Origin of the sequence: Sulfolobus sp. E5-1-F, from assembly GCF_009601705.1 — an archaeon.
Taxonomy (GTDB): Archaea; Thermoproteota; Thermoprotei_A; order Sulfolobales; family Sulfolobaceae; genus Saccharolobus.
The window spans coordinates 2531159-2543529 of the sequence record NZ_CP045687.1 but is presented as its reverse complement, the minus strand read 5'-3'; the positions used below and the strand labels follow the sequence as shown (position 1 = coordinate 2543529).

Here is a 12371-nt window from a genome sequence, read left to right as displayed (position 1 = left end):
TTTTACCTTACTTCCTATCACGGGATGGCTCTCAGTGGTATTGTGTCCAACAATTATAATTAGGTCTGCTTTTCAATATCCTTAATTGTACCAGAATCAGCACCTATTCCCACTGTTCTCCACCAACTGTTGCCGGAGCTTGACAGTATCTTGCTGAGTTATCTACATTATTGGGCCTATTATAGCCCTTGCCAATTTCTGCAATAGATAAGCCTCTTCATTGCTCATCTTATCTGAGGCTATGAAACCAATGGAATCTGGACCATATCTTTCCTTAATTTCCTTTAACCTCTTAGCTATGTATGAAATAGCCTCATCCCAACTAGCTTCCCTGAACTTGTCCCCTTTCTTATTAATGGTTTAGTGATCCTCTCTGGACTATTTACGAAGTCCCATCCAAACTTACCTTTCACGCAAGTTAGAATACCATTAGCTGGTGATTCCGGTTTCGGCTCAACTTTTACTATCTTTCTACCCTTAGTCCAAATCTCAAACGAACATCCAACACCACAATATATACACACAGTTTTAGTCTTCTTTATTTGTGAGTCTCTAGCCCTAGCCTCAATCTCGCTGAAAGTCATTAATAAACTGAAGTTGTCCTCAGCCTTCCCTATGGCTTCTATTGCCTTTTTCTTTAAATCCTTATTAATCCAGGTGAGATATCCAGCCTCTCCCAACATTGACTTCTCCATCAACGCATTAACTGGACAAACTGTAACGCATGTACCACAATTTACACAAGAGGAGTTACCTATTGGATTGCCATTATCCCAAAAACCCTAGGGGATTGAGATCCCAATTAATCCATATTACCTCGTTTACCGCAAAGTCTTGACAAGCCTCAACACATCTTCCGCATAGTAACATTGAGATGGATCATATACATAGAAGGGGCCACTATCGTCAACTTGATAAGGCTTTTCTATATACTTTTGAGAGTTAATATTCAATTTTATTACTGCTTCGTGAAGAACACAATCACCATTATTGTTTTCACAAATACTACAGTAAAGCTTATGATACCTTAGTATTCTGGAGATTGCGGTTTTTCTTGCTTCCATAGCTCTTTTAGAGTTGACTGAAATTCTCATTCCATCTTCGACTATTGTTGAACAAGCTCTAGCTAGCTTCCCGTTAACCTCAACTAAACAAGAATCACAGCTTTCTATAGGAACTAGTCCTTGGTTGTAACATATGTGTGGGAATGTAAATACCATTCCTCTTTAGCACTGATAAAATTGTCTCTCCTTCATTAGCTATATTCTCTTTATTATCTATAGATAGTTTTACTGGCACGAAAAATCATCTCTCGTGGAGCTCTTAAAAAGTTTGTTACTAAAATTTTCAAAAGTTAAAAATAAGGAGCTCGCTAGATTACTTACATAAGTATACGCTATTAGGGTATATCTCTCCTTATCATCACATTTGAATATTCCATAACTCGAATTACAGATTGATATCCTTCGTATTGTATAGTATTTCCTCTTTTTAGAGTACATAATCTACATTACTTTATGCATATATATAAATCTTTATTACTAATTTTGGATATTTTCTTATTTAAAATGACCATTTAGTTCATAAGAAGTAGTATAGATCTAAATAAACTACTGCGAGATACATTATTATCCAAGTTATAGGGATAATGTATTTGAATAATATAGGATTTTTGATACCTCTTGAAAGCAATAATGACCCAAATCCAGAAACAGTATGTAAGATGAAGAATAGCGCTAATGGAATTATTAGAACTAGGTGCAATTCTAAAGAGTTTCCTCTATTTAACAAGTTAAAGGTTAATGTACTAATTATATTCGAAGTTTGAGGCCCTGCACCGAATCCCGAAATACCCTCTAAGATTGATAAGACTAGTAGGATTATTGAAGTATCTTTTCTGAAATTAGAGCTATAAATTGAATCCTTAAAGGTTGGATCAAAGGCCTTAGTAGAAGATATAGAAGTTGTCATTAGTCCTAATATCCAAACTGGTTGATAGATTAACGTAAATGTCGGAATTATTGCCGAGATAATCATTCCAATGTTACTTTTTCGCATAATCGGGTACCCCAGAGATTCCCAGTAGCCTAAAACGTTTTTAGATGTGAAGTGAAGCCTAACTAACCATTTAATATAAGTATATCCCCACCATCCCGGTACTGCAAGCCTAACTGGATATCCATGCACTTGTGGCAATGGTTTACCATCAGCCATGTAAGCTACTAGTACATTTGGTTCCTTTGCCTTCACTATAGGCAAATCTGCAGTGTAGCCATCAGCACTATATCCAACTATTTTTATCACATTAGAGTGAGGTTTAACCATGTCGATTATATAACTTAATGGTACTCCTTTCCAGACGATATTTGCTCTGAGAAAGTAGGGGTCTGAAACGCATTGAAGCGTATCCTTAACCTCAATTGAAGGCATGTTAAGTAGATCTTGATAAGTTAATTGCACTGGGTTCTCGACTTCACCATCTACTGTTAAAACGTAGTTACTCAGTAGTATATCGGGTACAATTTGACTATATTGAGCCACATACCAAGAACCAAATGGTGTTAAACCATTTTGAGCATGTTGCATTTCACTAATTGATAACCTACCCAAGACCGACAATGATGAGGAAATGAGGAGTAATTTTAAGAAATTCCTTCTATTTGTTAGCCTCACGACTGAAATAATGAGGCAATGCTATTAAGGATTTTCCCAAATCCAAGCGGTTATTTAAAATATTATAACATTAAATCCTACTTGTGAATAAGGATAAAGTTTGGAATAGGATAGTTATACCGATCTTAGAAAATCTAGTTGCACCATATTCAGTATTTAAGAGGATCTATATTCAAATTATATTGTTAGGTGTAGCAGTACTCATTAACGCAATAGTTTTTGTAAACTATCAGCATTTAGACTGGATTTCCGCTATATACACTGGAGTGAATGTAGTAACTACAGTAGGATTATAATCACCTAACATTTACCAAATGTCATCTACCGAAAAGATAGCATTAACGTTAACTATTATTCTTGCGGTAGGGTTATATACTAGCATAATACAGAATATTGTAGCTACCTTAATAAGTAGAGCTACATGGAATGACGCAAAAGCCAGATGGAGAGGCAGACATATGAAAGGTCATCCTATTTTAATAGGTAACGGTACTGAAATACTTAGCGCGGTTAGGAGACTAAACAGATTTGGTGTAGACTACATTGTGCTGACCAGTTCTAAAGACATTGCTAACGGTATCAGAGGAGATGCAGTAATCCTAGGTGATCCTAAGGACGATAATAACTTAATTTCAGCTGGTATCAGTTATGCAAAAAATGCTATAGTTATAATGGATAACGATATGGAAGCTCTGTTAATAACACTTAAGCTACAAAAACTTAACCCTCCCCTAAAAGTAATAGTTGCAATTAATGATTACTCATTAACTGATCTCTTTAAGACTGCTGGAGCAGATTTGGTAATACCGAGTGAAGACATTATAGGCAGAATAGCAGCTAGTGCTGCTCTCTCAACAAATATTGCAAGCTTAATATTTCCAGAAAGAACTGGAGATATGATAATTGGAATCTTTGAAGTTAGGAAGGTGAAGAAAATTAGTGATTTGCCTAATGAAGTTATTCCGTTAGCTATTATTAGAAACCACAAAATAGATCCTTATTTTAATAAGGATACAGAACTGAACCCCGGAGATCAGTTAATAGTCCTAGGAAATCCATCGACTTTTCAAAAGGTTAGGGAACTCCTAGAGTTGTCTGATTAAAAGAGTTCCTCCAAAAACTTACATCGAAGTACCATTAACTTATCGGAAAAATTTTATCATGATAATTTCTTGTTAGGTTTTAATATTGAGTTCTAAATTTCAATCTATTCCTATAATATTTTCGCTGTTATTAAATTTTCCGATAATATTTATAACCTTCTACTTATATATTATCATATGCAACTTCAACGGCGTAAAAGAGGAGAAATGGAAATAATACTTGATATATTGAAAAGTTGCGATCCTGAATGCGGTGTTACAAGGGTTATATATGGCGCTGGCATAAATTATGCAGTAGCTCAGAAATATTTAGATCAATTAATAAAAACAGGTGCTTTAAGCATTAAAACTGAAAATGGAAAGAGGCTCTATGAAATAACTGAAAAGGGTAAATTGTTGAGGGCACATATTGAGGAGTTTATAAAGATAAGAGAGAATTTGTATTATGCTAGGGAGAAAGTCATCGAACTTTTAAAACCCAACGTGGATAAACAATAATAAGTAGTCAAAGTTTTCTCTTTATTCTCTCTAGTCGAATTTTCTCATCAAATATTTTCTCTAGCTCATTTAATTTATTGGATATGTATACTCTTAACGGTAAATATATAATATATAAATTCTGAAGTAATACGGTAATATTTACTTTATCCTCGATACCTTGAATATTTATTTTTCCAGAGATGTTTGGTTGTTTATAAAATTCAATTACGTGAGTAATTGTATAAGATCCAACATATTCTCTGCCATGGAAAATAACGGGTAATCCTCCTATATCCCCTTCACATCTATATAATTTATCAGAACTCAGAATAAATTTCCTAACCGGCAAAACTAAAGGTATGAAAAATTCTGGATTAGCTATTATTTTGACTACTATATCGATATCGTGCTTGGTTTTTATTATCTTTGTCCATTCCATTATATATTAGTGTGGCTTTGTGTATAATAAAGTTTAAACTATAACATATAATATAATCTTTTAATACATTTCTATTTTAGTATTAGACTTGATCTATAATTTAACTCTTTTTCTTAAGTTCCCAGTAAACCTTATCGAATGCCTCATTTACTAAACTTAATATGTCATTGAGTTGATTTATATCATCGAAATGTAAAATAATAGTAAAAGCGTTTGTACCTCCATTTTTTCCCGTGAAGTAAATTTCTGGTAATCTGATTTTCATTTTAGGATAGTAGTTTCCTGAAAATGACGTCAATTTGAAATACCTTAAAAACTTTTTAGGATGATAATACCAAGACTAAACAATGAAAATAACGAGTCTCTTCAACAGACGATTTGCAAGGGTAAGGAAGTACCTAGAGAAAGTGAAGAAGACGCTAGGCAGTAAATCCCTAGTGAAGTTACTGGGCGCATCTCTGATCGAAGATGGATCAATGAGGACCAAGTGCACCACGGCTGGAATTGACTACGAATACGCCTTGAGGAAGTTAGAGGAGGTCGCTAAGGTCGATCTAATCGAAGTAGTGAAGGAATTAGTAGGGGAACACAAGGTCCAGCTCTCAATAGACGACACACTAAACGAGAAATACTACGCTGAAGCCGCGTGGGTCTCAGCTCACATGACCCAATTCTTCTACTCCAGGAAGGATAAAACCTACATCCCAGCACACCAAATCCTTGTAGCCACAATAAGGGACTTGGAAACCAACGAGGTCTACTTGATCCACCTCGAGATCTACCTACCACAAAAAGTCGTGAATATCTTGAAACAAGAAGGGAAGCCAGTCCAGTTCAGAACGAAGATCGAAATCGCAATTGAGCTGATAGAGAAAGTGAGGAGGAGGCTTAACGTTAGTTCAATAGCGTTCGATTCGTGGTACGTGAACAGGAGAACTCTTCTGCCCGGTGTTGTTTCGGAACTTAAGGCGAGCGCGCGGGTTACCGAGGGAGGTAGATCCGTGCCGGTCGCCGAGTTCCCCGAGGGAGAGTTCTCCGTCACGTACCTCGGCGTTCCTATTAAATTAATTGTAGTTAATAATTATAAAGGTTGCGGGAGGAGGTACTTCTTCACGACCGACCTAACCATGACCTCTGAGGAGGTAATAACGACTTGGGAGAATAGGTGGGATGTTGAAACTGTGATAAGGGATTTGAAGGTCCTAGGCCTTAGGAGCAGTTCGTTCAAGAGCGTAGTCAAGATCCTCGGATACATGAAGCTTGTTGGCCTAGTTGTGAACTTCCTCCACATCTTGAAGTATGAGCTCGGTTCCCACCTTGGTGTAAAGGCTCTCTCAAGGTACTTGAAAAACGTTTATGGATACTTCCTTGACTATAAGAAACTATTCAGACTACGATAAAATCTATAAAGTACTATTAGGAAAAGAGTCATTAATATAAGCCTTAGCTAAATTAAGTAGATCGTTAGCTGGAACGTCTGCATTAATCAATAATTGATAAGGATATATTAAGGAGTGTTCAGATTCCAATTTTTGAAATACAGTATTTACTAGAAACGCTGAATTAGGTATCTTGATAGTGTTTCCATTAATTGTCTTAATTTCTGTAAAGAGTAGTGATATCTTACTTACTTACTTCTCCGATAATTGGGCCTCCCCATATCCATGATATTAATGAAACGGAATCGTTCAGCCTTATGGTTCTACTAGAAGTCACTAATATTCCAGATAGTATTTTGCGCAATAGTTTGGACTGCTAAACCAATTATAATACCACCTACGGCCCCACCAACTAATACTCCAGTTAAGTTTACTTTTAATGCTGCTAGTATTACAAGAACTAAAATTGTATAAAATATGATATCGAGGGCGACTTTTATACTAGATGCAGTACTTTTCTCTAATTTTATTAGTAATTGATTGTAAATTACACCTTGTAAAATTCTTATAATGTAAAAACCACCTATGGCTATTATAATAACCGTTAATGCTGTAAAGGCATCAGAGGTATACGTGGATATTTGAGGAAAGTAAAACGTTAGTGCTTTCAAAATTACACTGACTACATAGTCCACAAGGGCAAAAATTACTAGAGTGAGAAGAATTTTTATGAAGGGCCTATAATCCATACTATAAAACTTTAAACCATGGGTAATAAGCGTTGCGAGAATTATTTTAACTGATTTATTGAACGTGAGCTAACTACTCTCAGAGGATAGAGAGTTTTGCTTCACAGCCCCATATCTCGCCAAGTACAGTAAGCAGTCGTTTTATTTATGAGTAGGCACCTAAAGATAGGACATTAAAGGAAAAACATAATGAATTGATAACCTCACCCACATGAAGTTTTCTGCATATAGTTTGTAAGGACTACAACAATAGATTTAGGACAAAAATAAAATAGCATAACCCCCATACTATATATAGAATCCCATGAAGATTGAGAATGAAGGTCGTGTCAGCGACCGACTATGAGACTCTTCATGGGACCTTTTTCAAAAATCAACAGAATGAAAGGTAAGATAAGGAAAAATAAGCTAACAAAGAACAATTTGTGTATTAAAGTTATAAGAGAATTCTGGGAAATATTACTAATAAGTTCAAGAAAACCACTGTAATTTTCAGCATTACTCCAATATCTTGAATACGGTAATGAGACTACGTAAGGTGACTTATCACCAAAGATTCTGATCTCGTCACTGGAAATACTGTAATTGCTAACTGGACTTCCATTTAAGTAATGTACTAACCCGGTATAATTCTCGTTGTAGTATACTAGAATTGGACCAAATGTTTTCACCAGTCTTATTCCGGTGTAATTTATCTGCGATGTTGAAAGAAGATATTTCATTCCATAAAACGGGCTAGTTAGATTATGGATAAAGCTAGGATCATAAACGAAGCCACTAAATCCCGGCAAATATTGTAAGTATTGATACTGAGTTGCTAAAGAGTAAACATTACTCGGATTATTTTGAGCTAAGTAATCATAAAGTTGATAATACCAAGTAGGTACTGCTTGTGGGCTAAAGGAGAAGATCGAATAAGTTGTTGCTTGCAAACCTCCAGTATTTGTAAGAAGAACTATTAATATCAACGAGAGTAAAGGTATTATGAGCTCCTTAGTTCTTTTTAGATAAAACAAACTTATATCCAGAAGACCGAAACTTAGTAGGTATACCTTAGTTTGGAATGTTGTTATAGCAGCAAGCAATGCAGAAATGATTGGAATATTGAATTGAAAGTTCTGCAAAATAGAATAAATTACAAGTAGAAATCCTAGTGAGGAAATTGTGGCCAAAGCGTATTTATTTTTATATGTAAAAGCGGTAATTATTACAATAGCGAATAGAAGAGCTGACACTATTGTAGAATAATAGGCTAATCCTAATCTTACTAGAGTATTTGATGGGGAAACTAATACGCTAGGGACAACGCCTATGTATAAGTAAATTTCCCAAGATAGTTCTGATAGAAATCCCAGTAGATCAGCCAGAATAGGGTAGATTAAAAACGAATATTTTTTCTCTCTAATTGATAGTAAGATAAAGGGTAATTGAAAAAAGAAGGAGAAGAGAAACATTTGAAAGAAGAAGATCTGGCCAATTACCTCTACAATACTCAAATAAATGAAATATTTCAATCTATCCTTTGCGTCGTTTAGAATTTTGTATGTAAGATAGTACACTAGTGGTTGTAACGAGTAGACTAAAAGTATACTTTCACCATCTCCAGCATAAAATATTGAAATTGCAATAGGGTTTAATGTAAAGATCAAAGGTAAGATTAGTCTTTTAAATAAATCGCCTTTCTTTCCTAACGTAAAGTAAATAGAAATTGGCCCTATTATGAAAGCGAGGAAGTTCAACGTTTTTATGAGGTTGTTGTTACCCATCAAGAGGGATAAATAGTATTCTATCGTAGCTGATGGCGTATATAACCCAGGATTTGTAGGTGGAAGTATTGTAGTATCTCCCAGTGTGTAAGGAGGAGATAGTATATAATTCCTCAGCGCTATTAAAAATATTATTACAAAAACTGATACGTAAATTATATCATCTCTTTTTATTAGTCCTTTTAGGTGCATTGAAATCACCGAGATACAGAGCTAATAGTAAAACGAAGAAATATACAAGGGACGAGTAGAGAAGAAAAGGATATGAGACCAATTTAATACTATACAGAAGCATAGCCTCGAGTATAAGTAAAAATAGAGAGAAACCAATAAGTCCTTTGATCCAGTTCTGCACGCTATTATCTTAATCGCATTAGGATTAAACTTTTTCCCCAAGCTTATCTTCTTTCAAATCCAAACTTCTCATACATCATTAATGTCTGTCTATCTAAGCTCGCCTTTACTCTCTTTAACACATCCATGAAATCCTCTAACTTTACTTCAGTTCTTAAATTACCGTTAATTGACGCCTCTCTTAGTAAATTCCTCTTTACTTCCTCCACAACTAGTTTTAAATCTGCTGGAGTATAATTCTCGGTAAGTTCAGCAACCTTTGAAATAACATCTCTACTTACAGTTAGATCTCTTATAAGCACCTCTAATACTTTTTCCCTTCCTTCCTTATTTGGTGGAGGGATGTAAATTATCTTATCGAATCTGCCAGCCCTCAATATTGCTGGGTCTAAGTCCCAAGGTCTGTTAGTAGCACCAACCACTATTACGTTATGGATTTCCCTTAAACCATCCATTTGCCTTAATAATTCCGTTAAGGCATTTCTCCATTCATTAGCCATTCTATTCCTCGCTATCATATCTATCTCATCAATGAATATAATTGCCGGTGCGTTATCTAGGGCAATATAGAATTTCTCAGCTATAATCTTTGGGGCATCTAGAGGACCAGCACTACTTACCTCCTCTCCAGACAGTTCTATGAAATTAAACCTCAAGTCATTAGCTAGGGCCTTAGCAATACTAGTTTTTCCAGTCCCAGGTGGGCCATATAGGAGTATGCCTTTAACCGGATATATTCCCAATTTCTCGGCAAACTCCTTATTGGTTATGGGTAATACTATTGACTCCCTTATTATCCTCTTAACCTCCTCTAAATCTCCTAAATCATTCCAAGAAATGTTAGGAACACCATACGTCTTTATTATTAGTTTATTCCTTTCATATTTTCTAGCAATATTTTCAAATTTAATTATAGTTGAAAGTTGAATAGATGGTTTGTAATTCTCAATTTCTCTTAGAAAGTCTTCAGTTTTTGGACTATTATTCTTACTCATAACCTTATCAACAACGTTCTTAATATCTGCAGGAGAAAATCTTTCACTCTTTTTAGCCAATAGGGAATAATTTACGTCTTCCCTCTTTATGTAACCCCTCCATATTTCCTCTCTACTTTTCTCATCTGGTAAAGCCACGTAGATTACTTCGTCAAATCTCCCTGGTCTTAAAAACGCTTCATCAATTTCTTGAGGTACATTTGTCGCTCCGATTATTAACACCCTTAAGCTCTTATCGTGTAAATCTTGAAGTCTCATTAACATTATATTTACTAACCTATGAGTAACTTCATGCAGATCACTCTGCCTACTCATAGCTAGGCTATCCAATTCGTCTATAAACACAACAGCTGGTGTGTTCATTTCTACTTGATCGAAGAAACTATCTAACAATAGTTCACTCTCACCATACCACTTACTTAATATTTTGCTTGGTCTCAACTCAAAGAAAGCCCAGCCTAATTTATTTGCTAGAGCCTTCGCAATTGTTGTTTTACCAGTTCCAGGTGGACCAAAGAGTATTACTCCGTATGCCCTTCCCTCTTGAACCATTTTAGCTAATTCTTCCAATCTTATTTTAACATCTTTTAAATCATATATTTCATCCCATCTAATATTAGGAATATAAACTTTAGGTCTTCTATTTTTAGTAGTATTTCCTATCATCATCCTCCTAGAGAAATAAACCCAGAAAATTAGTGGAACAAGGAAAAATAGTATTGTTAGTATTATCTCCAAGATCAACTGAATAGTATTACTGCTCAATCCTATCAGTATACTAGAGTTATTAGAAGACACTGTCGACATACATTTTAATTTTTCCTCTCAAACCTTTTATCTTTATATGATCCAAGATTTTCTCACATTATAAAAAAGAAGTTAGACTAATAGAGGGAAAATCAGTGGGATGTCTAAGTTATCAAGAATAGGTCCCATAGTTAGTTTATCCTACGTTTGTTCACCTACGATTCCTTTACAAGTTTTCAATACCGTGATTGAGGTTAACCTTTAGTGTGGGTTCATAAGTTTTGCATTAACCATATGAAGGCTTTATTGAGGACAACGTCACAACTCTCCAATTTGAGGTGAACTAATTCAATTCTCTCACCGAGTTTTGTTTCATCACATATTCTCTTAATCTAACATTCACTTGTCAAGAGTATTTTCTCGTCTAAGGCTAAACAATCTATTAAGTAAATTATTTTTCTTCAACGGGGAATTCTATCACATGAAATTAATAGAAATAACAAGGGATGAGATAAGGAGTGATCTAGTGGGTTTAGTGCCGGTTGGAAGCATCGAACAACATGGTCCTCATTTACCAATGGGTACTGATAGTATAATCTCGGAATATGTAGCTTCTAAAGCTGAGGAAAAATTAAAGGATAGGGTTTTACTCTTCCCCACCGTTTATTATGGCGTATCTTTAGAACACAAAGGTTTTCCTTTCGTCTCATTATCCTTTCAAACCACAATTTCGTTCTTTAATGACTTACTAGAAAGCATTTTCAAGGATCTAGGATTAAGGAGGATAATCGTAGTTAATGGGCATGGCGGAAATTCCTATTTCCTTCCACTAGTTCAAAGGGAATTTAATATGAAACATAACGATGCTAAGGTAATAATTTTTAATACATTCAGTGAAGAGGAGAAACTTCGATTTAACGTAAACGACCTTCATGCGGGTACCATAGAGACATCAAAAATATACGCAATAGATAAAACAATGGTGAGGTTAAATAAAATAGAAGACATAAGAAGTTATGAGGTTAAAGATAACGTATTTGTACTTTATTCAGCAATTGAGGCTAATAAGTTCGGAGTATTGAATGACGGCAAACCGATTCGAATTGATGAAGAACTTGGAAAGAAGATCTTAAATGAAACTGTAGATAAATTAATATGGTTAATATTGAACTTTAAGGTATGATAAAGTATGTTAGGTCAAGAGACGGTGAAAATTTATTAAGAGACATCGTTACTGTTCTCGGGTTAGACTATATTAATTTAGATAGGGTAAGAGTTGTGTATTCTTATGGAGCTAAATCTAAGGCAATAGCTAGAATTTGGGCAGTTCCCAAAATTGTACTTGAAACTTTTAATTTAGAACCCCTCTACGTAATAGAACTAGTTTCAGATAGATTTAGTAGGTTGTCTAATGAGGATAGAATTAAAGTAATGATTCACGAAATACTTCATATCCCATACAAGTTTAGTGGTGGGTTAAGAGCTCATGGAAGGAAGGTGAATAGTAAAGAAGTTAATAAGCTATATAAAAAATATATTAAATTAAAAGAAAAAGGTAGTTAACCTAGCTCACCTTACTGGGATAGTTTCAATCACTCTCTGTTTTTTAGCCTTCCTTTGCTGTATCATAGCTTTCTCATATTTTTCATAACACATAAATGTTATGTTTTACTTGCTATCTTATAA

The 12371-nt window shown here is 34.9% G+C and carries 8 protein-coding genes and 5 pseudogenes; 5 read left to right on the top strand and 8 right to left on the bottom strand.

The window, feature by feature from the left end; all coding sequences use genetic code 11:
* The 3 genes and pseudogenes from GFS03_RS13275 to GFS03_RS13410 form a co-directional block, all read right to left on the bottom strand.
* Positions 1 to 1299: pseudogene (locus tag GFS03_RS13275) on the bottom strand (molybdopterin-dependent oxidoreductase); the annotation flags it as partial.
* Positions 1300 to 1581: 282 nt separating this feature from the next.
* A complete protein-coding gene (locus GFS03_RS13415) occupies positions 1582 to 2058 on the bottom strand; it encodes a hypothetical protein (protein WP_153421926.1) in 477 nt (158 codons plus the stop codon).
* 3 nt (positions 2059 to 2061) lie between these two features.
* A pseudogene (locus GFS03_RS13410) lies at positions 2062 to 2673 on the bottom strand (molybdopterin-dependent oxidoreductase); the annotation flags it as partial.
* Between the two features lie 83 nt (positions 2674 to 2756).
* On the opposite strand from GFS03_RS13410, the pseudogene GFS03_RS13265 reads away from it, so the two are divergent.
* Positions 2757 to 3776 (top strand): annotated as a pseudogene (locus tag GFS03_RS13265) (potassium channel family protein).
* Positions 3777 to 3953: 177 nt separating this feature from the next.
* On the top strand, positions 3954 to 4274 hold the full coding sequence (locus GFS03_RS13260) for a DUF4364 family protein (RefSeq protein WP_153421924.1): 321 nt from the start codon (positions 3954 to 3956) through the stop codon (positions 4272 to 4274).
* Between the two features lie 7 nt (positions 4275 to 4281).
* On the opposite strand, the gene GFS03_RS13255 is transcribed toward GFS03_RS13260, so the two are convergent.
* Both GFS03_RS13255 and GFS03_RS13250 read right to left on the bottom strand, forming a co-directional pair.
* Positions 4282 to 4695 (bottom strand): STK_08120 family protein, encoded by a 414-nt coding sequence (locus GFS03_RS13255; protein WP_153421923.1) that lies wholly within the window; start codon positions 4693 to 4695, stop codon positions 4282 to 4284.
* Between the two features lie 100 nt (positions 4696 to 4795).
* A pseudogene (locus tag GFS03_RS13250) lies at positions 4796 to 4966 on the bottom strand (mechanosensitive ion channel family protein); the annotation flags it as partial.
* Positions 4967 to 5042: 76 nt separating this feature from the next.
* Here GFS03_RS13250 and GFS03_RS13245 point away from each other — a divergent pair.
* Positions 5043 to 6095, top strand: a complete 1053-nt coding sequence (locus GFS03_RS13245; RefSeq protein WP_153421922.1) for an ISNCY family transposase — start codon at positions 5043 to 5045, stop codon at positions 6093 to 6095.
* 21 nt (positions 6096 to 6116) lie between these two features.
* On the opposite strand, the pseudogene GFS03_RS13240 reads toward GFS03_RS13245, so the two are convergent.
* The 3 genes and pseudogenes from GFS03_RS13240 to GFS03_RS13230 form a co-directional block, all read right to left on the bottom strand.
* Positions 6117 to 6823 (bottom strand): annotated as a pseudogene (locus GFS03_RS13240) (mechanosensitive ion channel domain-containing protein); the annotation flags it as partial.
* Between the two features lie 329 nt (positions 6824 to 7152).
* Positions 7153 to 8781: a hypothetical protein gene (locus GFS03_RS13235; RefSeq protein WP_153424516.1), complete on the bottom strand. Its 1629-nt coding sequence runs from the start codon at positions 8779 to 8781 to the stop codon at positions 7153 to 7155.
* Between the two features lie 206 nt (positions 8782 to 8987).
* The gene (locus tag GFS03_RS13230) at positions 8988 to 10745 is read right to left on the bottom strand and encodes an AAA family ATPase (RefSeq protein WP_153424515.1); all 1758 of its coding nucleotides are present in this window, start codon (positions 10743 to 10745) and stop codon (positions 8988 to 8990) included.
* Between the two features lie 421 nt (positions 10746 to 11166).
* Between GFS03_RS13230 and GFS03_RS13225 the strand changes: the two genes are divergently transcribed.
* On the top strand, positions 11167 to 11868 hold the full coding sequence (locus tag GFS03_RS13225) for a creatininase family protein (RefSeq protein WP_153424514.1): 702 nt from the start codon (positions 11167 to 11169) through the stop codon (positions 11866 to 11868).
* Complete coding sequence (locus tag GFS03_RS13220) at positions 11865 to 12248, top strand: putative metallopeptidase (protein ID WP_153424513.1); 384 nt, start codon at positions 11865 to 11867, stop codon at positions 12246 to 12248. The genes GFS03_RS13225 and GFS03_RS13220 overlap by 4 nt, the downstream gene beginning before the upstream one ends.
* Positions 12249 to 12371 lie beyond the last annotated feature (123 nt).